Origin of the sequence: Pseudomonas sp. SbOxS1 (assembly GCF_013416725.1) — a bacterium.
In the GTDB taxonomy this organism is placed as follows: Bacteria; Pseudomonadota; Gammaproteobacteria; order Pseudomonadales; family Pseudomonadaceae; genus Aquipseudomonas.
Window position 1 is genome coordinate 129916 of the sequence record NZ_JAAVXC010000025.1, and the last position, 24979, is coordinate 154894.

Annotated in this window: 21 protein-coding genes; 4 read left to right on the top strand and 17 right to left on the bottom strand. The window is 59.8% G+C overall.

The window, feature by feature from the left end:
- Window positions 1-434: 434 nt before the first annotated feature.
- Window positions 435-1904: a sensor histidine kinase gene (locus tag HFK74_RS20805; RefSeq protein ID WP_180205136.1), complete on the top strand. Its 1470-nt coding sequence runs from the start codon at window positions 435-437 to the stop codon at window positions 1902-1904.
- Between the two features lie 235 nt (window positions 1905-2139).
- On the opposite strand, the gene HFK74_RS20810 is transcribed toward HFK74_RS20805, so the two are convergent.
- The 3 genes from HFK74_RS20810 to HFK74_RS20820 are packed head-to-tail and all read right to left on the bottom strand — an operon-like array spanning window position 2140 to window position 4820.
- Window positions 2140-3201 (bottom strand): 2-hydroxyacid dehydrogenase, encoded by a 1062-nt coding sequence (locus HFK74_RS20810; RefSeq protein WP_368738171.1) that lies wholly within the window; start codon window positions 3199-3201, stop codon window positions 2140-2142.
- Window positions 3179-3949 carry a class II aldolase/adducin family protein gene (locus HFK74_RS20815; RefSeq protein WP_180205137.1) on the bottom strand — a complete coding sequence of 257 codons (771 nt, stop codon included), beginning with the start codon at window positions 3947-3949 and terminating at the stop codon, window positions 3179-3181. The genes HFK74_RS20810 and HFK74_RS20815 overlap by 23 nt, the downstream gene beginning before the upstream one ends.
- A gap of 31 nt (window positions 3950-3980) precedes the next feature.
- Window positions 3981-4820: a TauD/TfdA family dioxygenase gene (locus HFK74_RS20820; protein ID WP_180205138.1), complete on the bottom strand. Its 840-nt coding sequence runs from the start codon at window positions 4818-4820 to the stop codon at window positions 3981-3983.
- 200 nt (window positions 4821-5020) lie between these two features.
- On the opposite strand from HFK74_RS20820, the gene HFK74_RS20825 reads away from it, so the two are divergent.
- Window positions 5021-5701, top strand: coding sequence for a TetR/AcrR family transcriptional regulator (locus HFK74_RS20825; protein ID WP_180205139.1), 681 nt, complete (start codon window positions 5021-5023; stop codon window positions 5699-5701).
- A gap of 48 nt (window positions 5702-5749) precedes the next feature.
- Here the strand turns inward: HFK74_RS20825 and HFK74_RS20830 are convergent, their stop codons facing one another.
- The 9 genes from HFK74_RS20830 to HFK74_RS20870 form a co-directional block, all read right to left on the bottom strand.
- Window positions 5750-6721: a sugar kinase gene (locus tag HFK74_RS20830; RefSeq protein ID WP_180205140.1), complete on the bottom strand. Its 972-nt coding sequence runs from the start codon at window positions 6719-6721 to the stop codon at window positions 5750-5752.
- Window positions 6722-6827: 106 nt separating this feature from the next.
- Window positions 6828-7484, bottom strand: coding sequence for an RraA family protein (locus HFK74_RS20835; RefSeq protein ID WP_180205141.1), 657 nt, complete (start codon window positions 7482-7484; stop codon window positions 6828-6830).
- A 53-nt stretch (window positions 7485-7537) separates the two neighbouring features.
- Window positions 7538-8320: an SDR family NAD(P)-dependent oxidoreductase gene (locus tag HFK74_RS20840; protein ID WP_368738172.1), complete on the bottom strand. Its 783-nt coding sequence runs from the start codon at window positions 8318-8320 to the stop codon at window positions 7538-7540.
- A gap of 51 nt (window positions 8321-8371) precedes the next feature.
- Window positions 8372-10087 (bottom strand): NAD(P)/FAD-dependent oxidoreductase, encoded by a 1716-nt coding sequence (locus tag HFK74_RS20845; protein WP_180205142.1) that lies wholly within the window; start codon window positions 10085-10087, stop codon window positions 8372-8374.
- A 3-nt stretch (window positions 10088-10090) separates the two neighbouring features.
- The gene (locus HFK74_RS20850; protein ID WP_180205143.1) at window positions 10091-11167 is read right to left on the bottom strand and encodes an aldose epimerase family protein; all 1077 of its coding nucleotides are present in this window, start codon (window positions 11165-11167) and stop codon (window positions 10091-10093) included.
- A 15-nt stretch (window positions 11168-11182) separates the two neighbouring features.
- Window positions 11183-12934: an ABC transporter permease subunit gene (locus HFK74_RS20855; protein ID WP_180205144.1), complete on the bottom strand. Its 1752-nt coding sequence runs from the start codon at window positions 12932-12934 to the stop codon at window positions 11183-11185.
- Window positions 12927-14066, bottom strand: coding sequence for an ABC transporter ATP-binding protein (locus HFK74_RS20860; protein WP_218953760.1), 1140 nt, complete (start codon window positions 14064-14066; stop codon window positions 12927-12929). Before HFK74_RS20860 ends, HFK74_RS20855 begins: the two co-directional genes overlap by 8 nt.
- An 18-nt stretch (window positions 14067-14084) precedes the next feature.
- Window positions 14085-15197 (bottom strand): substrate-binding domain-containing protein, encoded by a 1113-nt coding sequence (locus tag HFK74_RS20865; RefSeq protein WP_180205145.1) that lies wholly within the window; start codon window positions 15195-15197, stop codon window positions 14085-14087.
- Window positions 15198-15410: 213 nt separating this feature from the next.
- Entirely contained in the window at window positions 15411-17219 is a 1809-nt protein-coding gene (locus HFK74_RS20870; RefSeq protein ID WP_180205146.1) for an IlvD/Edd family dehydratase, read from the bottom strand.
- A gap of 250 nt (window positions 17220-17469) precedes the next feature.
- Here HFK74_RS20870 and HFK74_RS20875 point away from each other — a divergent pair, with 250 nt between their 5' ends.
- On the top strand, window positions 17470-18522 hold the full coding sequence (locus tag HFK74_RS20875) for a LacI family DNA-binding transcriptional regulator (RefSeq protein WP_180205147.1): 1053 nt from the start codon (window positions 17470-17472) through the stop codon (window positions 18520-18522).
- A gap of 90 nt (window positions 18523-18612) precedes the next feature.
- Window positions 18613-19509, top strand: coding sequence for an SMP-30/gluconolactonase/LRE family protein (locus HFK74_RS20880; protein ID WP_180205148.1), 897 nt, complete (start codon window positions 18613-18615; stop codon window positions 19507-19509).
- 86 nt (window positions 19510-19595) lie between these two features.
- On the opposite strand, the gene HFK74_RS20885 is transcribed toward HFK74_RS20880, so the two are convergent.
- The 5 genes from HFK74_RS20885 to HFK74_RS20905 form a co-directional block, all read right to left on the bottom strand.
- Window positions 19596-19898 carry a Dabb family protein gene (locus tag HFK74_RS20885; RefSeq protein ID WP_180205149.1) on the bottom strand — a complete coding sequence of 101 codons (303 nt, stop codon included), beginning with the start codon at window positions 19896-19898 and terminating at the stop codon, window positions 19596-19598.
- A gap of 36 nt (window positions 19899-19934) precedes the next feature.
- Complete coding sequence (gene mmsB / locus HFK74_RS20890) at window positions 19935-21125, bottom strand: multiple monosaccharide ABC transporter permease (RefSeq protein WP_180205150.1); 1191 nt, start codon at window positions 21123-21125, stop codon at window positions 19935-19937.
- Window positions 21122-22657, bottom strand: coding sequence for a multiple monosaccharide ABC transporter ATP-binding protein (mmsA, locus tag HFK74_RS20895; protein WP_180205151.1), 1536 nt, complete (start codon window positions 22655-22657; stop codon window positions 21122-21124). Before mmsA ends, mmsB begins: the two co-directional genes overlap by 4 nt.
- A gap of 39 nt (window positions 22658-22696) precedes the next feature.
- Window positions 22697-23767, bottom strand: coding sequence for a multiple monosaccharide ABC transporter substrate-binding protein (gene chvE, locus HFK74_RS20900; RefSeq protein WP_180205152.1), 1071 nt, complete (start codon window positions 23765-23767; stop codon window positions 22697-22699).
- Between the two features lie 108 nt (window positions 23768-23875).
- A complete protein-coding gene (locus HFK74_RS20905) occupies window positions 23876-24967 on the bottom strand; it encodes a Gfo/Idh/MocA family protein (protein WP_180205153.1) in 1092 nt (363 codons plus the stop codon).
- Window positions 24968-24979: the final 12 nt, after the last annotated feature.

Below are 24979 nucleotides of genomic sequence, written 5' to 3' on the forward strand. Positions count from 1 at the left end.
GCGGAAGCAGAAACGGAGTGTGAAGTGAAAAATTCGGAGCAGTTATTCAGCTCAATGTATTGATCGCTCCGCATTCATCTGATTGTCCGCATTAATTCAACTAATGCCCTTTGCGACAGGCGCATCGGCCAAAAGCGGACACGTATCAAGACAGCTTCAACCCCGATCGATCAATTCCCATTCCCCGTTTACAGGGGGCATGCCCCCAGAGTTGGCTGTATTTCCCCATTAATTTAATTTGCCCGTGCTGATGACATTGCCAAAAAAATTCAGCTTGCTCCGTCTTAAGCATTGAAACGTTACGAACACTGGGTGGGTTGCCAACGCGACTAAACCCTGAGTTGTTGGCATAAAGAATGCTGGGACTTCATCAACAATTCTCTGAGTGATTCAAGCGGCTACAAATGGCCACGCAGCACGCACAGGACACTCCCATGCAACCAATACCAGATCATTTCAGACGTCAGCCTCGGGAAGCGGTCGACTCAATTGCGCCGACCAAACCAGCCAACCTCCTGCGGTGGTTTTCGATCATCAGCTTCATCCTGATCAGCGCGATAGCCATTGGGCTGGGTTTTGTGTCGACGCGCTTCCTGGTCATCGAAAGCCTGGAGCGCGACGCGCTGTTGTCAGCGCAATTTATTCAGACCATCGCCAAGGGAGAAATCCGTCACCACGGGTTGTCCGGGATGCGGATGGGTGACGTTTTGGCAGCCACCCAATATGGAATGCTGTCGGATGAAATGGCGCTGAATCGTCAACGGGCGCGTTCCGAGTTTCTCGACCACTTATCACACCTACCCGATTCACTTTTGATCAGCATCTACTCCCCGCTAAGGACGGTAATGTGGTCAACCAACCCGCAGTTGATTGGGCAAAAAATCGTCAACGACGAGGCACTTGAAGCAGCATTCAGTTCGAAAGACCGCGTTTCCACCAAGTACAGCAATGCAGATGAACTTCGTCCCGAACAGCAATTTTTGCTCGCTCCCAAAATGTTCTTCATCGAGAGCTACATCCCCCTTGTAGATGATCTGGGGAATACGCTGGCTGTGGTTGAGATTTACAAAGAACCAGCCGATCTGATTGAACGACTCAACCGGGGCCACTGGATCATCTGGCTGTCTACCGCGCTGGGCGGGCTGCTGCTTTATTTCGGACTGTATTGGATTGTTCGACGGGCATCGATTCAGCTAGCTTCACAGGAGGCGCAACTCGTCGCCAACAAGACGTACGTGGGCTTGGTCGAGATGTCCACCGCTGTCGCTCATAGCCTGCGCAACCCCCTGGCCTGCATTCGCTCCAGCGCAGAACTGGCTAACGAAATGGATTGCCAACCCGTCAAGAAGAACATCGACGATATTGTCAGCCAAGTGGATCGGATGTCGCAGTGGGTGCACGAACTGTTGCTATGCTTGCGGCCGATCCGTGGAGAGGCGGAATTGGTGGAGCCGATGATTGTGGTACAGGCCACGTTGGCCAGGCACAGCGCGCAGCTGGCTCAATCAAGAATCCAGGTCGAGTTCAACAACGAGCCCACCCCCCGGATCATCAGTAATCCACTGTTACTTTCTCAAGTTTTGAATAGCGTCATCGCCAATGCCGTCGAGGCGATGCCGGGTGGTGGAAAGCTAACAATCCAGGCGAGTGTCGATGACCCCCATCAATGGCTGCATCTTGTCATTGGTGATACCGGAGATGGAATGTCACGGCAACAGGAAATGATGGCTTTCAAGACTTTCTACACCACCAAGCAAGGCAAGCTGGGTATAGGGTTGATCATGGTGAAGCAGATCATGGAAAGTTTTGGAGGAGAAGCCACTCTGACCCACCACGAAGACAAGGGAACATCCGTACACCTAAGTTTCAGGGTTGTGGAAAGAAGAGCCAGTGGGTTGCACTAGTCTTCGCGCAACAGTTCCCCTATGAGGTCAATTATCAGGTCTTTTTTGCGTCGTCTTTGAATCTGATGGTTCTCCGATTCATGGGCATAGGCAAGCGCAGCCGCTCTGCTTCAATGCCCTTGTGGTGTCGGTCGCTGCCGCTGATGAGCGACTGCTATGGGGGTCGATTGCTGCCTCTCACGAAAGGCTGAAATCAACCAAAGGCTGCCAGTCAGAGCAACTACGGGCGTCTCCTTCACTGCAAAGTCTGCAGGTCGCACTGCTCGTTCACTTGAGTCAATACAGCCTCCCCCGCGAAATGCATCGCCAGATTATCGAACGCCAGATCCAGCATCGCCTGAACTGTCGCATCAGTAGTACTGGCCATATGCGGTGTCAGCACCACGCTGGGCAACTCCAGCAATGCCTGGGAAACGTGCGGCTCATCGCAAAACACATCGAGCCCCGCCGCGAGAATCCTGCGTTCGCGCAAGGCCTCGACAAGGGCCTGTTCGTCGACGATGGAGCCGCGCGCGATATTGATCAATACACCGCTGGGGCCAAGCGCCGTCAGTACGGCCGCGTTGATCATGCCGTGAGTGTCGGCGCCACCGCTCGCACACACCACCAGATAATCGACACTCGCTGCCAGTGCCTGCACATCGTTGCACCAGCGATAGGGCACGTCAGCCTTTGGCGTGCGTCCCGTATAGGCAATGCTCATACCGAACGCCTGGGCCCGTAACGCCACTGCCCTGCCAATGCGGCCCAGACCGACGATGCCGATTCGCCCGCCGAACACCCTCGCCGTCATCGGATAGCGGCCGGCGGGCCATTCACCTCGTCGCACAAACCGGTCGGCGCTCAGCACCTGGCGGGTGGCGCACAGCAAGAGCGCGATGGCGAAATCCGCAATGTCGTCGGTGGACAGTCCAGGGGTATGGGTGACACAGACGTTGTGTTCGCGCGCGGCTTCAAGATCGATGCCGTCGTAACCGACACCCAGCACCGAGATGATTTCGAGCGCGGGCAGTCGGGCGATCAATGCACGGGGCACGCGGGATTCGGCCGTTGCCACAATACCTCGCACAGTGGGCGCCAGCTCCCTGAGCCGCGTTTCGTCGAGAAGCGAATAGGCGTGGCAGTCGAATTGCTCACGCAGGTGGATGATGAAACTGTCGGGCAAGCGGGAAAGCAGTAGCAAGGTGGGCTTCATCGCGTGGTCATGTCTCGGCAAGGTTCGAAGTACCGGCGGCATGGACGTCGGCCATGCCGCCGCGCCTGGTGAGGGAGGCTTACTCAAGAACGCCTGGATCACGCCGGATTTCCTCGCGAGCCATGGCTTCCCACAGGAATGGAAAGCCATTGGCATCGGTGCGCGCTCCGGTGGCGAGCGCCACGCTGGCGGGCAAGGGTGAGCCGCCGCCGAGGGTTTCGACATGCCAGGCCAGGCGGCTGCGCCACTCCAGGGTGATGGCGCGCAAATGCGCCTGGCGGATGCCGTTGGCCACCACCAACACGCCGTGGTTGGCGAGCAACGCCCATTTTTGCGCACCGAGCGCGTCCACGACGGCGCGGCCTCGTTCGGTGTCTTCAACGGTGCCCTGATACTCGTCGTAGAGCACCGGGTCAGTGTCAACCAGGGCAGAAGTCTGGTCATAGATCGGTGGAACACGCCCGGCCGCCGACCACACCGAACCCCACTGCGGATGGTTGTGGATCACCACGCCGACATCATGCCGGGCGGTGTGTACATCGATGTGCAGGTTGATGGCCGGGGTAATGTTCCACTGCCCTTCGATCACCTTGCCTTGCTGGTCGAGGCGCACGATATCCGAGGCGGTCACTTCACCCCAGGTCAGTTCCCAGGGGTTGGCCAGGTAGGTGCCATCGTCCTGGCGAACGGTGATGTGGCCGGCGATGTGGTCGTTATAGCCCTCGCGATACAACACCCGACACAGCAACGCCACGCTCTGCCGGGGTGATAATTCGGGCAGCAGCGCATGGCGACCTGGCTTGGGCGCGAAGCGGGCCAGCAAATCCTTGTTCAGCGTATCCATCAACATGACTGTTTCCTCTTGAGCGACTGGCAATGAATTACCCGTGGAAAGACCCGCGAGCGAATACCGAAGTGCGCTGCATGCGCCGTTGGTGCGGTTGATAATCAAGGATGGCGTTGTGGAGCACGCTGCGGTTGTCCCAGAGCACCATGTCGCCGACGCGCCAGCGATGGCGGAAACCGAATTGCACGTGTTGGCAATGCGCATGCAGGTAGGCAAGGATGGCGTCGCCCTCAGGGACCGCCAGGCCGTCGATATGGGTGGTGTAGGTGGGGCTCAGGTACAGCGCGTTGCGACCTGTCAGCGGGTGTTGGATGACCAGTGGATGCAGGTGCCGTCGGTTCGCCTTGACGACCTCGATATAACGTTCGTGCGTGACCACGTTCTGGCGCAGTGCGGTCGTCATGGGTCCGTTCATGTCATGCCAGGCACTGAGGCCTTCGAGGTAGTGCTTCATGCGCTCGGACAGCGCGTCGTAGGCCGTGGTCATGCTGATCCAGCAGGTGTCGCCGCCGCAGGGCGGCAGGATCTGCGCGTGGGTCATGGTGACGATCGGCGGGCTGGGCAGGAAGCTCTCGTCGTGGTGCCACATATCCGCTCGATCGCCCAACTTGGAGTCGATCACGGTGATCTGTTCAAAGCCCTCACCCAGGTTGGGGTAGAAGGTGTGCACTTCCGGCTCACCGAAATACCGTGCAATCGCCAGATGTTGCTCAGGTCTCAGCCCTGGGACGTGCAGTACCAAGGTTTCATGTTTGATGAGTGCCGCCTCGAGCGCCGCCAGCGTTTCTGGCAAAACGACTGAAGCCGGATCCAGGTCAAGCACTTCGGCACCCAGGCTGGGGCCAAGGGGCCGGACGGTGAAAGATGAAGACATGGGCAATCTCCCGGTAGGGTTTGAACAGGGCGCATCACTACGCGTTTGGACGATGTCTGATCGACGAAAACGATCATACTCAGGTCGCGACAGCCGGAATATTCGCATTCCAAAAGCGCCGAAAGTCTCTATTAACCAATTGATTTAATTGATAAATATTGAGTTTTCAGTGCCGCTAGAAATGCCACACTCGGATTCCCATGAACAAGAAAGGCGTTGAAACCAGGATGGCCCCAAAGTCTTCGCCGGAGCAGCTTCCCGCGTTGCGCAAGCGTCCGACCCAGTCACGCTCTCGCGCACTGGTCGAAGCCGTGGAGCAGGCGTGCCTGCGGATTCTGGACGAGGCCGGCGAGCAGGCGCTGACCGTCGCCCGCATCGCGGAAATATCTGGAGTTGCCGTTGGCTCGATCTACCAGTATTTCCCCAACAAGGACGCGATCGTCGCCTTGCTCTACGAGCGTGTTCTCGACGAGGAATCGGAGGAGCTGCTGAGGGTGCGCGAACGGTTGGTGGGCGTGCCCTTGAAATCGGCACTGCGCGAGATCCTGGCCAACATCATTCGTGTCGAAACACGCCTGTTCAAATTGAACAAGGCCTTTCACTTGCGTTACCACTGCGCCCTTCACCTGGGAATGTGGCGCGGCCCTTACCGCACGACAGGTGAATTCATCGAAGCGACCTGGCTGCCGCTCCTGCATCTGTACGAACATGAGATCACCACGCAGCACCCCGCCTTGGCGGCTTACTTGCTCGGGCAGGGATTGCGCAGTGTCATCCGCTCGGTATTGGAGGATATGCCGGCACAACTGGAGGAGACGGCCTTGCTCGACGGCCTGGTTGCCATGGCTATCGGTTGCCTGCGTCCGTGCGCATTGGACTGACAGGTGGCCCACAATCAGTCTCGATGGAGATGGCGCGAGCGGCCTGATTCAAACCCTGAGGGTATCGGGCATCGACGCCAGCGGGATCAATGCACCGGGGTGCTGGATGACCGTCGCTGCCAATAGATGTCCCCAGGCGGCCGACTGGTCGGGCGCGCCTCCTTGCAGGCGGCACGCAAGATAACCCGCACTGAAGGCATCACCGGCGGCGGTCGTGTCGACCACGGTTGTGACCTGTTGCGCAGGCACTTCCAGGCGCCCCGCGGCACACTGGATCAAGCAGGACCGGGCACCGCGCTTGATCACCACCTCGTGCACGCCGATGTCCGCATAGGCTGCAAACAACGCCTCGGTGTCCGCATACCCGAACAACTGCACATCATCTTCCCAGGTCACGATGGCCAGGTCGGTCAATTTGAGCATCGCCAGATGAGCGCTGCGCGCCATATCAGGATGAGCCCACAGCAGAGGTCGATAGTTGTTGTCGAAGACCACGCGCAAGCCGTTTGCGCGCGCCTGCTCCAGTCGTTGCAGCAGGCGCTGGCGGCCGTTGTTGGAAAGAATCGCCAGGGTGACACCGCTGACATACACACTGTCGAAGCTGTCCAGCGCCGATAACAGTGGCTCGGCTTGCGGGCCATCGAACATGCGGCGTGCCGCCGATTGTCCGCGCCAGTAGAGGAAGCGGCGCTCGCCACGGTCATCGGTCTGGATGAAGTACAGCCCCGGCAGCGCATCCGCAATCACCTGGACATGGCGATCACCCAGTTGTTCGTCACGCCATGACTGGCGCATCGCACCGCTGAAAGCATCGGCTCCGATCGCCGTCATGTAATCCACGGTTACCCGGTCTCGCGGACACGTTCGCGCGAGGTAAACCGCCGTATTGAGCGTATCGCCACCAAAGGTCTGGGTGATGGTTTCGCGCCCACCCATTTCAATCATGCATTCGCCGACCAACGCAATGCGGCGTGGACGGGACAATGCGGGGTACAACTCATCGCCGACTGTTCTTGTCATTTTATGCAAAGAGCTCTTACTTGACTTTAACGATTAAGTCACTACCCATTGAAAAACCGCGAGAGTCTTGACCCTCTTTCCAATGAGTAGTGAGCTTCACAGGGGGTTACAGCACGCCGTATTTTTCGTAGACATCGCGCAGGAATTTGCCTTCGCGCAGTTCGTCTCGGGTGTTGTTTTCGCTGTTGACCTTGATACGCGCCAGTTCGATGACCTCAGCCGCACGTTCCTGCGGAATGATCACCACACCGTCGATGTCACCAAAAATGATATCGCCCGAACGCACCTTGACGCCGCCGCACTCAACCGGCGTATCCATCTCCGTCATGCGTGCGCGACCACGGCTGTCCAGTGGGCCGATACCACCATGGAACACCGGAAATTGCAGCGCCTTGATGTGGCGCACATCCCGCACCAGGCCATCGGTGACGCAACCCACCGCGCCACGGGCTTTAGAAGCCGTGGTCAACAATTCACCCCAGGGCGCGATGCGGTTGGTCGGCCCGTTGCAGGCCAGCACTGGCACCTCGCCCGGCTTCAGGTCGTCCAGCAGGGCGATTTCCACGGCATAAGGGTTTTCGCCCTCGCGCACCGAATAGGTGTCGACGAACAGCCCGGTGCGCACGCGCCCCATCATCACCAGTTGATCGTCCACCGGACGCACGAACGGACGCATGGCCTGGCTGGTCAGCCCCAGATCATCCATGACATCGGAGAGCACGGCCGAATACAGTTCTTTGGAGAGTTGCTTGAAGTCAAACATGGTTATTTCCCGACTGATTTTTTTTGTTGAGGTTTGGTTCATCGTTTCACTGCCTAGATCCAGCCGCCGTCGACGACGAAGGTCTGTTTGGAGCACATCCGGCTGTCGTCCGCCGCCAGCCACAAGGCCATGCGCGCGATGTCCGGCGAATACAGCAGGCTCTTGAGTGCCTGGCGGTCGTGAATCTGCTGGCGGCCCTTGTCGTCCAGCCACAGCGATACCTGCCGCTCGGTCATGACCCAACCCGGGGCGATGGCGTTGACGCGAATGTTGTCCACGCCCAGTTCGGTGGCCAGGGCGCGGGTCAGGCCCACCACCGCGGATTTCGCGGTGACGTAGCACACGCAGTCGCCATCGGCGACAGTCCAGGTGATGGAACTGAAGTTGATGATCGTGCCGCCACCGACCGCCTTCATCTGCGGCGCCACCGCCTTGGCCGCGAACAGTTGGTGCTTGAGGTTGACCGAGAGGCGGTCATCGAAATATTGCGAAGTCACATCCTGCAGTGGATGACGGTCATCGTTGCCGGCGTTGTTGACCAGCGCGGTGATCGGACCGAGCGTCTGGCCGACCCTGGCGATGATCGACTCCAACTGTTCTACGTCGCGCAGGTCGCAGGCTTCGAAATGCGGTTTGTAGCCGCCCTTCCCGCCCAGTTCCTCAGCCAGGTCGCGGCCGGCGGCCTCGCTGATGTCGACGAACGCCACCTTGCAACCCTGGTCGTGAAAGTGCTCCACCAGGCTGCGACCGATGCCCGAGGCACCACCGGTAATGAACACCACTTTGTCCTGCAGGCTCGGGTAACGAGCGCCGTTTTTCATGATTTCACGTTCCACTACTACATCCTCCACAATCGTTATCGATAGCGTTTCATGTGTGCTGAAGACTCAGCGTTTGGCCTTGGAAAATTGACGCGTCAGCATCCGCAGGCCTTTTGATTTGGCAATCTGATAGCCAAGTTTCTGCCCGATCCCGGTCTCCATCAGGCTGTCGGCAAAGGTCTTGCCGCCGGCCCGGGTGCGCACCTGGCGCACGTCGTGCTCACCGCGCAGGTCGGCCATGATCCGCATCGCGGCATTGTGTCCTGGCGCACCCGTGACGCCACCGCCCGGATGAGTACCGGCGCCGCACAGGTAGTAATGCTCGACCGGCGTGCGGTAGTGCCCCGCGTCAAACATCGGGCGGGCGTCCATCAGTTGATCCAGACCGACCATGGAGGCCTGGAAGATATTGCCCCCGGTGAGGTTGTATTCGCGCTCAAGATCCAGCGGCGTGATCACATGGCGACCGATAATGTGCCCGGCGAGGTTTGGCGCGTATTTGAGCAACGTCTTGACCACCCCATCGGCCCAGGCTTCCTTGTGGTCGTCCCAGGTGCCGTTGGCCAGGTGGTACGGCAACTGCTGCACGCCCAGGGTCAAGGTGTGTTGCCCGGTGCGGGCCACGCTGGCATCGGTGACCGAATGGATCAGCAACTCGATGACGTATTCATCGGCGAACTCACCCTTGCGCTGTGCTTCGAAGGCCTTCTCATACCGCTCTTCCGTGGCGCCGAGAATGGTGTGCGCCATGTGCTCGGGACCCGGTTCGGCGCTGTTGAACCCCACGTACTTGGGCAGTTCGTCGATGAGCAGGTGGATACGCCCCATGGAGCCGCGCTGATCAATATTCTCAGCCGCCTTGAAGTGTTTTTCCGGCAGCACTTTGCGGTCGAGAAAACGCGTCAGCGAGCGTTTCGGATCGGCATTGGACACCACGGTGTCGGCTTCGAAGACTTCACCATTTACCAGCGCCACACCCACGGCCTGACCGCCGCGCACGATGACGTTGGCAACCGGCACGCCCGTGCGGATCACCGCGCCATGGGCACGCGCCCCGGCTGCCAGCGCCTGGGTAATCGCACCCATGCCGCCGACCGGAATGCCCCAGCGACCGATGATGCCGTCGAACTCGCCCTGGGCGTGGTAGCCATACACATACGCAGTGCCGGGCGTCGAAGGACCACCCCATGTCGAGACCATGCCGAGGAACATCAGGTAAGCCTGCAAGCGTTCGGACTTGACGTATTTGCGCGTCAGATCGCCCGCCGAGGAGAAGACGAAATCCTTGAGCAATTCCTGCTCGTTCTCGTCTTCGAACAGCTTGAGAAACTCGGAGCGGCTCGGAGGCTCTGACAGCAACACGTCACGGGTCACATCGCCGAAGCGCTTCATGCGCGACGCAAATCTCAGGAAGTTCTCGCCATCGCCCTTGCTGTGTTTTTCGATCGAGGCGATGGTCTTGTCCAGGTCCTTGGACAGGAACAGGTGATCGCCGTCTTCCCACAAGGCAAAGCCCTGTACATCGGGTGACCTGGACACCAGGCCGTACTTGGCCAGTTCAAGATCTTCGATGATCTCCGGGCGCAACATGCCCTGGATGAACGCGCAGGAAGACCACTGTGCCCCTTCGATCAGCTCTTCACTGACACAGGCGCCGCCGACCACGTCCCGGGCTTCGAGCACCACCACCTTGAGACCGGCGCGGGCCAGGTAGTTGGCGCACACCAGGCCGTTGTGCCCGGCGCCGATGATCGCCACGTCAAATTTTTCTGCTTGAGCCATGACTCAGATCTCCCGGGCAAAAAACTGGATTTCCATTTCGTGGCAGTAGGTTTCGCCCGGCGCCAGACGTGTGGTCGGGAAGTGGGCGAAGTTCGGCGAATCCGGGAATTTCTGCGTTTCGAAGGTCAGGCCGGCATAGGTGCAATAAGGCTTGTTGCCCTTGCCTATGACCGCTGCGCTCAGGTAACCGCCGGTGTAGATCTGCACGCCAGGCTCGGTGGATTTCAGGTGAATACCGCGACCAGACACCGGGTCCCACAAGGTGGCCACCGGGTGCAACGCCGGGCTGGCACCACGCAGTACCCAGTTGTGGTCGTAACCGCCACCCAGTTCGCTGACGGTCAAGTGCCCCACCCCGCCATTGGCGACATTGCCGATGTCCTGGCCGATCAACTTGGCGCTGCGAAAATCGAACGGGGTTCCCGCCACCGAGAGCACTTCACCGGTGGCCAGCAACTGATCGCCGACCGGGGTATAGAAGTCGCCTTCGACGGTGAGCATCTGCTCGACCACGGTGCCGGTGTCATGCCCAGCGACGTTCCAGTACGAGTGATGAACCATGTTCAGGATAGTGGTTTCATCGGTGATGCCGGACATGGTGATCAGCAGGCGGTTGTCTTCGGTCAGCGTGTATTTGGCCTTGAGCAGCAGCTCACCGGGAAAACCGGCATCGTCTTTTTTCGACACGTGACTGAAGGTCACCGAGTTTTGCGCCTCGTCGACCGAGGCATCCCACACGTACTTGTCCAGGCCCTTTTCGCCACCATGCAGGTGATTCGGCGCTTCGTTGCACGCCACCTGGATCGCCTGGCCATCCAGCTCGAACTGGCCATTCTTGATGCGGTTGCCATAGCGGCCGCAGGTCGCACCAAAGTAGGTGTCGGTGGTGAGATAAGGCTCAAGGGTATCGAACCCCAGGACGATGTCGGCGAGCTTGCCGTTCTTGTCCGGCGCGTGCATTTCCACCAGACGGGCACCGAAGCTGATCAGCCGAGCCCGGCAACCGTTGCCGTTGGTCAGGGTGTAGGCCGTCACTTGCTGCTCGTGATGAAGGCCAAAAGGTGCTTGTGTAATTGCCATGTTCGACAGTCCTGATTAAGAGTGGCTGGTGCTTCGGGCATGCGAAGCGTTGATGAGTTTTTGCGCGACGATCACTGCCGCCAGCGAGATCACGCCGATGCAGGTGAAGATGGCGTTCACCGAAGGGGTGAAGCCGAAACGGGTCTGGTTCCACACGTACACCGGCAGGGTCGGTTCGGTCCCGCTTAGGAACAGCGACACCACAACCTCATCCACCGACAAGGTGAAGCCGAGCAATGCGCCACCGATAATGGCGCCGCGAATCATTGGCAGTTGGATCTTCCAGAATGTCACCAGGCGCCCTGCCCCAAGATCCCGGGAAGCCAGGGCGAAGCTTGGGTCGACGCGACGCAGTCGGGCGGTCACGACCAGCAGGATCACCGGCATGACGAACACCAGGTGACCGACAATCAGGCGCCCCATGCCCGGTGCGATACCGATGGACGAAGCGGTCATCACCATGGAGATCCCCAGTACCACGCCGGGTACCGCCAGCGGAAAGGCGATGAGGTTCTCCAGCAATGCTGCGCCGCGGCCTTGCCAGGAGGCGAACACAAAGGCAAAGCCCGTGCCCACGACCACGCCGACCAGGGTGGTGATCAACGCCAGCTCGACACTGCGCCACAGTGCCGACAGCAACGCCGTGTTGGCCAACAGCTCGCTGTACCACTTCATCGTGAAGCCCTTGAGCGGCAAGGCCTGCACCGACGAGTCGTTGAACGAGAACATCATGATCACCAGCAACGGTGCATAGAGCAGCAGGTAAGGCAGCACGAAGAGCACCTTCTTCACAACGCGCGACGCTTTTTGCCCGCTGCTCAACCGCGACCATTCGCTGATCTGTGGCGCAGCCCCGACGTCGACTTCCGTCAACACGCCACGGGTGCGGGTCAGCATGAACAACCCGCCCAGCAACAGCGTTACCAGCAGCATCAGGTACACCGCCATCGCGGCACCCAGCGGCCAGTTGCCCGCCATGCCGAACTGCGAGGAGATGGCCATGCCGATCATGGTGCCGTTGATTCCGCCGACCATGGAGGGCGTCACGTAGTCGCCGATGGACATCAAGAACGCCAGCGCAATGCCGATGCCGGTGCCCTGACGCGTCAGCGGCCAGATCAGTGAGGTGAAGGTGCGAAACTTCGACGCACCGTTATCCCTGGCCGCCTCCACCAGGCTGAACGGCACGCGTTCGATGGCAGCGTATGCCGCGACGAACACCAGCGGGATGGCCATGGTGGTAAAGGTCAGCACCACCGAAAACGGCGTGTACAGGAACAGCGAGCTGGGCTTGGCAATAATGCCCAGGTCCAGCAGCACCGTATTGAGAATGCCTTTCTCCCCCAGAATCACCCGCCAGGCGAACACCCGCATCAGCAGGCTGATCCACAGGGGGATGATGACCATCAAGGCCGCCACGGTCTTGCCGCGCACCAGGTTCCGGCTGATGTAGAACGCCAATGGGTAGGCGATCACCGTGGCCAGCAACGTCGAAACCAGCGCCACTGCAATCGTCTTGAAGATCAGCGTCTGAACGGTCATCGATCCGACGATCGACTGGTAGTTGGCCAACGTCGGGGAGTAGACAATCGCGCCCCCTGACGAGGACATGAAGCTGGTGATCAACAGCAACGCATTGGGAATGATCACCAGCGCCACCAGCCATGCGTAGATGGGCAAGCGCAAGCGCTGAGGGCCCTTCAACAGGCCCGACAGCCAGGAAGGCACGGCGGGCTTGAAGCCCGCGTTTGCAGTCATCTCATTCATGGAGCACCACCAGGTCTGCCGGGTCGAAACAGCAGTAGACAGCGTCATCGGTTGCCAGCGTCCGTACCCGTTGCGCAGGGATGCTGGCGAGCAGTTCGATGCCCTCGCCCTTCAGGCAGACTTCAAGGCAGTTACCCAGGAACAACACGTTGCTGACCCGTGCCGGCAGGCAAACCCGACCATCATTGACCGGTGTGCGCGAGACGGTGATGCTCTCGCAGCGAATGGCCAGCTTGACGTTGCCAGGGGTTGCCGGTTGCTGCAGCTCGACGGTCTGGCCGGCGAACTTGGCCAGCGACAGGGCACCGCTGGTGACGATTTGCGCGTCCAGCAGGTTGGACTTGCCGACAAAACCCGCGACGAATTTGTTCTTCGGTGTGTAGTACAGATCCTCGGGAGTGCCGATCTGCTCGATACGCCCGTTGTTCATGATCGCCACACGATCGGACATCGACAGCGCCTCGCCCTGATCATGGGTCACGTAGACGAAGGTGATGCCCAGGCGCTCCTGGATGGTGGTCAACACGTGCTGCATCTGTTGCCGCAGACGCAGGTCCAGCGCACCCAGCGGTTCGTCGAGCAACAACACTTTCGGGTTGCCGACCAGCGCACGGGCCAGGGCAATCCGCTGGCGCTGACCGCCGGACAATTGATGCGGCAGGCGGCTCTCGAAGCCGAGCATTTCCACCAGCTCCAGGGCCTGTTTGACCCGAGTCTTGATCTCGGCGTCCTTGACCTTTTTCATCTGCAGTGGATAGGCGACGTTCTGCTCGATGGTCAGGTGCGGGAACAGCGCATAGTTCTGGAACACCGTGTTGACGTCCCGGCTCTCAGGTGGCAACTGAGTCACGTCCTTGCCACCGAGCATCACCGTGCCGGCGTCCGGGGTTTCGAAGCCGGCGATCAGCCGCAACGTGGTGGTCTTGCCCGAACCGCTAGGGCCGAGGATGGAAAAGAACTCGCCCGGCTGAACCGACAGCGTCATCGGATGAAGGGCCGGCGCCGTAGCCCCGGCATAGGATTTGGTGACCGCGCCAAGCTCGATTATCGGCTCGACGCTGGCCTGTGCGACCGGCAGCGGCCGGGTATCGACGCTGTGCATGGCGATCGCAGAAACGGAGTTGGATTTCATCGTCTTGAACCCTTCTTGTTAGAGTGTGCCGGCCTTGAACGCATTCCAGATTTCGAGGCGGCGATCAATGTTTTCGGGGTTCTGCGAGAACGCCATCTTGTCCCAGAAGCCGGGCTCCTCTTCCGCAAGAATGTTGGTCCTGGCCAACACGTCCTTGGTCATGCCTGCCTTGAGCGCCACACTTGAGTCGATCACGCCGTTGTTCAACGAACGACCGATAAAACGCGATTGCCACTGCGGGGACAGGTTGTCGTTGATGAAGTCGTACACCACTTTTCTACCAGTACCGCGCGGGGTGAGAATCGCGCAATCGATCCAGGCCGGTGTGCCTTCGTCGGGAAAAGCAAAATCGAATTTCTTGCCTTGTCCCTGGAGCTGGAACACCGACGAAATGTTCTGGCAATAGCCAAGGTCCGCATCGCCACTGGCGTAGATGGTGGTGGCGTCATCAACACCGCGAGCGATGGTGCGCAACTGCGGGCGCAAGTCGCGAAGGGCCTGCGCGCACTGCTCGAACTCCGCATCGGTCAGGTTGAACGGGTCTTTGGCCTTGATGCTCAGGGCGATCATCTGGAAGGTGATATAGGCATCGTCCGGCAGGTTGACCCGGCCTTCGTATTGCTTGTCCCACAGCACTTTCCAGGTGGCCGGTTTTGGCTTGACCACGTCGGCGTTGAACATCAGCGGCTGCGTGCCCCAGTTGTACGGAACGCCCCAGACCTTGCCCTGGATGGTGCAGCGTTCCTGCCACTTGAGGCCGCTGGCAATGTTGGACGCGGCGGTGATTTTCGACGGGTCAATCGGCGCGATCACGTTGCCGGCGATCAGGCGTGGCATCGAGCCCACGTCCAGGTAAACCAGATCGGCCTCCACAGCGCCCGAACGCAGCTTGGCGTACATTTCGTCCACCGAGCCGGTGTAAATCACGTTGACCTTGACGCCGGTCTGCGCGGTCCATTGCGCGATCCAGTCGTCATCGTGGTAGGTCTCCCAGGTGAATATGGTGATTTCCTCACCCGCGCCGTAGGCCAGGGGAACCAGGTCGCCCAGCAGTGCCACGGCCCCCACCGTTGCACTCGCCTTGAGCAAGTTTCGGCGTGAGATGGGTAAGGAATCCTTGAAGTCTTTCATTGTTATACCTCATACGTTCGCTGGGCTCTGAGAGCTCGCAGGCAAGACACTAAGCCATGGCAGCCATCAACTTTAACGAGCGGGCCGCAAGGCCCGATCGGGGTCTGGTGTTGTTGTTTTTGTACCTGTTCTGGAACTTCGCGATCTGACGTCGGGTGTTTCTTTATTGTTTTTCAAGCGCGCTTCATCTTCCGATGACCACGCTGTCGGTCCTCAATGGTTGTTCCTGGGAATGCCTTTGGTGCGGTTGATCTGCTGGAATTTCAGGGCCGGGATCAGCACCATTCCTTCATCCAGTTGAGACACCATGGTGCGCTGGATTTCCTGCCACGGCGTCTGGCTTTCGGGAAACGCATAGCCTCCGGCGGCAGCCAGTTCATCGGCACGGCGTTGTAATTCATCGTCCTTGAGCAAGACGTCTGCCGTGCCGTTATTCAGGTCGATACGAATCCGGTCGCCGGACCGCACCAGCGCCAGGGTGCCCCCCACCGCTGCTTCAGGCGAAGCGTTGAGGATCGACGGCGAACCCGAGGTGCCGGACTGGCGACCGTCACCCAGGCACGGCAGCGTATGAATGCCGCGCTTCAACAGGTAGGCCGGTGGCTGCATGTTCACCACCTCGGCCGCGCCGGGGTAACCAATCGGGCCGGCGCCGCGCATGATCAGGATGGTCGATTCGTTGAGGCCCAGGGCCGGGTTGTCGATGCGTGCGTGATAGTCCTCGGGGCCATCGAACACTTCGGCGGTGCCTTCGAACGCATTCGGGTCCAGCGGGTTGGACAGGTAGCGCTCACGGAACTCAGGGGAAATGCCGCTGGTTTTCATGATCGCGCTGTTGAACAGGTTGCCGCGCAGATTGATAAAACCGGACTTGCTCTTGAGCGGGTTGTCGAACGAACGGATCACGTCCGGGCTGAAGTTCTCCGCTGCCCTGCAGTTCTCGCCGATGCTCAGGCCGTTGGCCGTCAATGCATCCGGGTGCGGCAGGCGCCCCGCCCGCAGCAACTCGGCGATCACTGCCGGCACACCGCCGGCGCGGAAATAATCCTCGCCCAGGTACTCGCCCACCGGTTGCAGGTTGACCAATAGCGGGACGTCGTAGCCGATGCGCTGCCAGTCGTCGTTGGTCAGGCTGACACCGACGTGACGGGCAATGGCGTTCAAGTGAATGGGGGCGTTGGTCGAACCGCCGATGGCCGAGTTGACCACAATGGCATTCTCGAACGCTTCGCGCGTCATGATCTGCGAAGGCTTGAGATCCTCCTTGACCATGTCGACGATACGCTTGCCGGTTTCAAAGGCGTTTTGGCCGCGCTCTCTATAGGCAGCCGGGATGGCGGCGCCACCAGGCAATTCCATGCCAAGCACTTCCGCCAGGGAGTTCATGGTGGTGGCGGTGCCCATGGTGTTGCACACACCCGGCGAGGTGGCCGAAGACTCCACGGCCTGCATGAACTGCTCGTAGTTGATCTCCCCCGCGGCAAGTCGCTCGCGGGACTTCCAGACGATGGTGCCGGAACCGGTGCGTTCGCCGCGATGCCAGCCATTGAGCATAGGCCCGACCGACAAGGCGATGGCGGGAATGTCGACCGTCGCCGCGCCCATCAGCATGGCAGGCGTGGTCTTGTCACAGCCGATGGTCAACACCACCCCATCGATTGGGTAGCCGTAGAGCAACTCTACCAACCCCAGGTACGCCAGGTTGCGATCCAGTGCAGCGCCGGGGCGTTTGCCGGTTTCCTGAATCGGATGCACCGGAAACTCGAATGGAATGCCGCCCGCCGCGATGATGCCGTCGCGCACCCGCTTGGCCAGCTCGATGTGATGGCGGTTGCACGGCGAAAGGTCGGAACCCGATTGCGCAATGCCGATGATCGGCTTGCCCGATTGCAGCTCCGAGCGTGTCAGGCCGTAGTTCAGGTATCGCTCCAGGTAGATGGCGGTCATTCCCGGATCATCCGGGTTATCGAACCATTCCTGGGAACGGAGTCTTTTGGGTGAGCTGTTCGAATTATTGTTCATTATCACTCAACTTTAACGATTAAGTCTAACTCTGTTAAAACGCGCTGAATCCGCTCTACAACACCGCTTTGCGCTGTATTTCATCCCCTTTTGCAGACTTTCGAATCAACGGCTTGGCCCGTCGTTCGTCGATCTGCCGTGGGTTGCGAGCTGATTTCCTTTAACGTATAAGTTCATCTACGAAAAAAAACAGCGGGTCGCTGATGGCCCTAGTTTTACGCTCAAGGTTTTGCAGCGTCAAGAGGAAAAAATGAAGAACACACGAACGATGATTTCGTCGAAAAGACCCTCGCTCCGTGACGTTGCCAAGCTGGCCGGTGTTTCCGCAGCCGCGGTTTCATACGTGGTGAACGGGCGCAAGGGCGAGGTGGGAACCCAGGCTACCGAGCGTATCGAGGCCGCCATCAAGCAGCTCAAATACCAGCCGCAACGGCGTGGCCTGAGCCTCAAGCTCAATCGCGAATTCGCCATCGGCCTGGTGATTGTCGATCCAGACCCTAACTTTCTGGCCGACCCGTTCACCACTCAAGTCGCTACGGGCCTGAGCACCGCACTGGTCGAGCCTGGCTACGGCCTGACCGTCACCGGCTGCCGCGAGTTGCGCGACCTGGAGAAACTGCTCAAGCGTCCGATTGGGGTCGATGCCTTCGTGGTGATTGCCTCGGGGCCTGTCGAGATGCGCGAGAAGGTGTACTCCATGCTCAGCGACAGCAACCTGCCGGTGATCGTGATTCAGGAGTCGCTCAAGGATTCGGACGAAGACATCTGCTCGGTGTTCCAGGACGACTTCGACGGCGGCCATCGCCTGACCAGGCACTTGATCGATGGCGGAGCGCGCAGCTTCCTGTTCGTCTCCCCTTCCCGGGATTGGCCGGCCATCGAGCGCCGTGAAAAAGGCATCCATTCGGCGCTGACCGATGCCTGCACGCTGACCAAAGTGTTGTGTGACGAACAGGATCTGTTCGGCACCATGGCGGTTGTCACGCGTTACCTCGCCAGCTCGCCATTGCCCGACGCGATCATCGGCGCGAACGATCAAATCGCGGTCGCGGTGTTGCGCGCGCTGGATGATCTGGGCGTCAGTGTGCCCAACCAGATCCAGGTCACCGGCTACAACGATTTTTCGTTCAGGAATTACGTCACGCCACTGCTCACCACTGTGACCTCCAACGCCAACGCCATCGGTCGCAGCGCAGCGCTGGCGATCCTCAGCCGCTTGGAGTCAGGCCTGTTCGAAAACCAGACCATCCAGTTGCCGGTCGTGCTCAACCCGGGAAAGACCACGCGGTACAACATGCCATGACCTCGTGATTCGAGGCCGTTGTACCGGCGACGTCCACTGCATGAAAACCATGCGCCCCCTCACAAACCTCTATTGGGAAAGGAACGCGATATGAAGCTTTCAACACCGTTGTGCCTGGCAGCCGTGGGCGATCGATGCGGCGAGGGTGCGGTCTGGTCCGCGACGGAAAACGCGATTTACTGGGTCGATATCAATCGATTCCTGATTCACCGGCTGGATTATCCGTCGCTGAAACTCAAGACCTGGACGTTTACCGAGCCGGTTACCGCACTGGCGCTGACCACCGACGAAAACCGCCTGATGGTCTCGCTGGCCTCTCGCCTGATCTGGTGGTGGCCGCAAACCGATGAGCGCGCCGAGCATGGTTTTCATTTGCCGGAATCGCCCGCTGCCCGATTCAACGACGGACGCGCCGACCCGCAAGGCAATTTCTGGGTAGGCTCCATGTTCAACAATGTGGATGCCGAGGGCGCCAGCAAGCCGGGAGGCGGCTCTCCAGGCGTGCTTTACCGCGTAGACCCTGAAGGTGTGGCGCAGGCGAAACTGCGGGACATCGAAATTTCCAACACCTTGTGCTGGAGCCCGGATGCCAGCTTGTTCTACTTTGCCGACACCCTGAAAAACGAGATCCGCGCCTACGAATACGACTCGGCCAGCGGCGACATCACCGGCACCAGCCGCAGCTTTTTTGCCGGGTTCGAACGTGGCCTGCCCGACGGCTCTGCGATCGACCGCGATGGCTATATCTGGAACTGTCGTTATGGCGGCCATGGCATCGCCCGTATCGCGCCGAACGGGCAACTGGATCGATTCATTGAACTGCCAACCGCCAATCCCACCACCTGTGCGTTCGGCGGCCCGGACTTGAGCACCTTGTTCATCACCTCGGCAGGCTATGACACCGTGCCGGGTGATCGGCTCGCCGGCTCGCTGTGGTCCATCGAAACGGACACCTGCGGCTTGCCGGAAAACAAAGTCCGGATATGAGCCCATCCAGGGGCCTGGGCGATGAACTCATCCTCCATGCCCCTGCCCTGCCAGTAAAAAGATGATTTCACAGCGACCCGCAAACGCTACGAAGACCGGTAATCAACCTGATGCCGCGCAATACGTGAGTTCCCCAACTCCCCTTTCACCCGCAGATGCTCGGGATGAGAAGCGTAGGCGTCCAGGGCTTCCCGGGAAGCGAATTCACTGTAGAGCACCACATCGCACGCATAGTCGATACGGCTGAAATCCACACCCACCTCGATTTTCAGAAGCCCGGGGATCAGCCCGGCAAGTCCTTCGAAACGCTCCTTGAGGAACAGGCAGGCCTGCTTGTGTTCCTCGGCCGTCTTGCCCTCCACTTTCCACATTACGATGTGCTTGATCATCGCGCTCCCCTTGCAGTGTCGGTCATGCCTGCCATTTCAAACCTTGCTCTTCTGATAAACATCCACAAATACCGCCGCCAGCAACACGGCGCCCTTGATCATCTGCTGATAGTCGATACCGATGCCCATGATCGACATGCCGTTGTTGAGTACACCCATGATGAAGGCGCCGATCACCACGCCGACGACCTTGCCAACCCCGCCAGACGCCGAGGCGCCGCCGATGAACACCGCCGCAATCACATCCAGTTCGAAGCCGGAGCCCCCGCGTGGTGTAGCGCTGTTGAGCCGGGCAACGAAAATCAGACCCGCCACCGCTGCAAGCACGCCCATGTTGACGAAGGCAAAGAAGGTCACCCGCGACGTGTTGATCCCAGACAACTTGGCGGCTTTCAGATTGCCACCCACGGCGTAGATCCAGCGACCGATCACGGTACGGTTCATGATGAAGGTGTACACGCCGATCAATACGCTCATGATCACCAGCACCGTGGGGATGCCGCGATACGTCGAGAGCAGGTAGCAGAAGTACACGATGAGTGCCGTGATCACGCCATTTTTCAGCGCGAACAGGGCCATGGGGGCGACGTTGCCACCGCTCTTGAGCGTGCGTCTGCGACTACGGTATTCGACGACCCAGAACGCGGCGGCGACGGCGATGCCCACTAGCAGGGAGGTAATGCGCAGGTGTTCATGGGCGAAGATGTCCGGGATGAAACCCGAGCTGATCGCTGAAAAGGCCGGAGGGAACGGACCGATCGACTGCCCCTGGGAGATCGCGATGGTCGCGCCACGAAAGATCAGCATGCCCGCCAGGGTGACGATGAAAGACGGCATGCCCCAGACCGCGACCCAATAGCCCTGCGCCGCGCCAATCAGCGCGCCGGTGGCCAGGCAGATGATCGTGACGGTGAAGAAGTCCATTCGATACTGGACCATCAGCACGGCGGCAATCGCCCCGATCACCCCGACCACCGAACCGACCGACAGATCGATGTGACCGCAGACGATCACCATCAACATGCCCAGCGCCATGACCACGATGTAGCTGTTCTGCAACAACAGGTTGGTCAGGTTGAGCGGCTGCATCAGCGCCCCGCCGGTGGCCACCTGGAAGAACACCATGATGACGATCAACGAGGCCAGAAGACCGTATTCCCGAGCGCCACGCTTGATTGACGTGAGCGCCGTTGGTTTGGATGTGAGAGGTACGCTGACTTCGCTCACTGGATCACCTCATTTTTCATGATTGCGTGCATGATTTTTTCCTGCGATGCCTGTGCGATCGGAAACTCGCCGACAAAGCGCCCTTCGTTCATCACATAAATCCGGTCGCAGGTCCCCAGCAGCTCGGGCATTTCCGAGGAGATCATCACGACCCCCCTGCCCTCGCTGACGACTTGATTGACCACGCCGTAAATCTCGTACTTGGCCCCCACATCGATGCCGCGGGTGGGCTCGTCGAGAATCAACACCTTGGGATCGGAAAACAGCCACTTGCCCAGCACGACCTTCTGCTGGTTGCCGCCCGACAGCTTGTCCACCGACTGCAATACATCCGGGGTGCGAATGCGCAGGCGCGCCTGGTAGTCGACGGCCACTTTGGTCTCGGCCAGTTCGTTCATCACCCAGCGTTTGGACACGGCAGCCAGGTTGGCCATGCTGGTGTTGCGCGTGATGCTCTCGCCCAACACCAGGCCTGCACCCTTGCGATCTTCGGTGGCGTACGCCAGGCCTTGATCGATGGCCTTGCGCACCGTGCCGAGGTCGACTTCCCGCCCTTCCAGGCGAGCCTTGCCGCGAATGTTGGTGCCGTAGGTGCGGCCAAACACACTCATGGCGAATTCGGTACGGCCCGAGCCCATCAACCCCGCGATGCCGACCACCTCGCCACGCCGCACATGGAAATTGATATTGCGAATGCGGTCGCGACCAGGACGCTCGGGGTCGCCCACCGACCAGCCCTCGACCTCGAACAGCGTGTCGCCGATCTCGCTGACGCGGGCCGGGTAGCGATCCGACAACTCGCGACCGACCATGGAGCGGATGACCCGAGCTTCATCGATGGGCTCGGCGCGGCAGTCGATGACGTCGACGGTGCTGCCGTCGCGAATCACCGTGATCTCGTCGGCCACGCGGCCAATCTCGTTGAGCTTGTGCGAAATGATGATCGAGGTAATGCCACGCCCCTTGAGTTCAAGCATCAGCTTGAGCAAGGTGTCGCTGTCTTTTTCGTTGAGGCTGGCGGTGGGCTCGTCAAGGATCAGCAGTCGCACGTCCTTGGCCAGCGCCTTGGCGATTTCCACCATCTGCTGCTGGCCGATGCCGAGTTTGCCCACCAGTGTCTGGGGGCTTGCATCAAGGCCAACACGAGCGAGCAAATCACGGGCCCGCCGGTGCGCCTGGTTCCAGTCGATTACGCCATGCCGGGCGATCTCATTGCCGAGAAACAGGTTCTCGGTGATCGACAGCATCGGCACCAGAGCCAGCTCCTGGTGAATGATGCAAATGCCCAGCGCCTCACTGTCGCGCAATCCCTGGAAGGTTCTCGGCGAGCCATCGAAGACAATTTCACCGGCGTAGCTGCCATGGGGATAGACGCCGCTGAGGATCTTCATCAGGGTCGATTTACCGGCACCGTTTTCACCGCAGATCGCATGGATTTCACCATCGCCGACCTTGAGGTTGACCCGGCTGAGCGCCTTCACAGGGCCGAAGCTCTTCTGGATATCACGCATATCGAGAATGGTTTTTGTCATTTTCTCTCTCCTGCCAGCACGCACCCATCACGGTTCGCCTTAGCGCAACTGCTCCGAGGTGTAGAACTTGGTGTCGTCCACCAGGACTTTCTGCCAGTTGTTGCCATCGACCAGTTGTGGCGTGAGCAGTTGAGTCGGCACGACCATCACGCCGTTGTCGTAGGACGTGGAGTCATTGACCACCACTGTCTTGCCGCTCAAGCTGGCGTCCATCATCTGCGCAGCGGCCTCGGCGAGGGCGCGGGTGTCCTTGAAGATGGTCGAGGATTGATCGCCGCGAATGATCGACTTGATGCTGGCCACCTCGGCGTCCTGCCCGGTGACGATCGGCATCGCTGCCTTGCCCGTGCCGTAACCCACGCCGCGCAATGAAGACACCACGCCGGTTGCGATCTGGTCGTTCATCGCCAGCACGGCGTCCAGATGGGCGGTGCCGTAGAAGGCGCTGAGCAGGTTATCCATGCGCGCCTGGGCCTGGGCGCCATCCCAGTTGGGCGTCGCCACTTTTTCCATGGCCTGCTGGCCGCTGCGAATCACCAGTTTGCCGCTGTCGATGTAGGGCTTGAGCTGAGACATCACCCCCGCGTACACCACGTGGGCATTGTTGTCGTCGGTGGAGCCGGCGAAGATTTCCAGGTTGAACGGGCCCTTGCCCTGCTGGAGTTGCAACTTGTCGACGATTGACTGGCCTTGCAGCACACCGGTGCGGTAGTTGTCGAAGGTGACGTAGTAGTCGAAGTCCTTGGTGTTGCGGATCAGCCGGTCATAGGAAATGACCTTGATGCCTTTTTCCTTGGCCTGCTTGAGCACATCGGCCATGGTCGTGCCGTCGATCGGCGCGACGATCAGCCCCGTGATGCCCTTGACCATCATGTTTTCGATTTGCGACAGCTGGGTCGGTGCTTCGTACTGGGCGTACTGCAGGTCGGTGTCGTAGCCGAGCTTCTTCAACGAGTCGACGATGCTGCTGCCGTCCGACACCCAGCGTGCTTCGGTTTTCGAGGGCATGGCCACGCCAATGGTGCCCTTGGTGCTGGTAGCGCTTTTATCGCAGGCACTGACGGTCAGTCCCAACAGTATTGCGCCGGCAATCTTGATGATCGTGTGCATGGTGACCTCTTTTTCTTGTTGTGGGCATTTCTCGGGATGCAGGTCCCCTTCCGACCCTGAAAACAGAGTCGGCTGGGGGTGTTTGCCTACGGGACTGCGTGTAGCCGATTACCTGGCCAGGATGACTTCCTGGCCGTTCAATTCAGCGGACTCGAACAGCGCTTCGAGAATCACGTTGATGTTGTGCGCCTGGGTGGCGGGCACGGTCGAAGGGCTGCCGGTACGCAACGACTGGACGAAGGCTGCGGCTTCGCGATCGAAATACACCGGGTTGCCGATCTCGGCGATCTCCGGGGAATAAACCGTTTTGCGCACCGCCCAGATCTCTGGAAAGCTGTTCTCGTTCCAGTGGGTCCAGCCTTGCTGATGGCCGTTCTTGCCATCGTGATACAGCTTGTACGACGCTGGCATCGGCGTGGAGTGCATCACCCCGTGGGTGCCGTAGGCCGTGATGTCCCAGCTCTCGGTCCAGGGCATCGGATCCCAGGACATGAAGTCGATGGTGATCAACTTGTCATCGTAGTTGAGGACCGCGCCCACTGCGTCTTCGCGCGCCGAATCGCTCATCTGCCCGGCGAATTTGGTGATCCGCGCATTGACCGACTTGGGCATGCCGAAGTGCAGCAACAAACGGTCGATGGTGTGGCAGCCAATCACGTAGAAGGCACCACCGCGGTCGCCCGGTTGCTTCATGTGGTTGGTGTCGGCCTCATCGTGGGAGCAGCCGGCATGCGCACGAACTTGCAGGACCTTGCCGATCTCACCGCTCTGCAGCACTTGCTGCATCTTTTCCACCGACGGCGCGTAGCGCCAGCAGTAGCCCACCTGGAACAACCCGCCGGTGCGCTCGACGGCTTCGACGATACGGGTGGTATCGATCGTGCCACGGCCTGCCGGCTTCTCGCAGAGTACGGCTTTGCCGGCTTCCAGGGCTTCGATGGCCCAGTCGGCCATCAGGTAGCTTTTTGGGTGTACCAGTACGACGTGCACGTTCGGGTCGGCGAGGATTTCTTCCTTGCTGCGCGCCTGCAAACCCAGTGCATCGCAGAAGGGTTCAAGCAACGGACTGTCGTCGTAGGCACCCAGGAACTGCGCGCCCGGTATGCGCTTGAACGCTTTGACGCGGCCCGACGTGTGTGGGTGGGTGATCCCCAGGCAGGCCACACCGATGGTGGCGCCACTCTCAAGCTGATAGGACATGTTGTTCTCCCG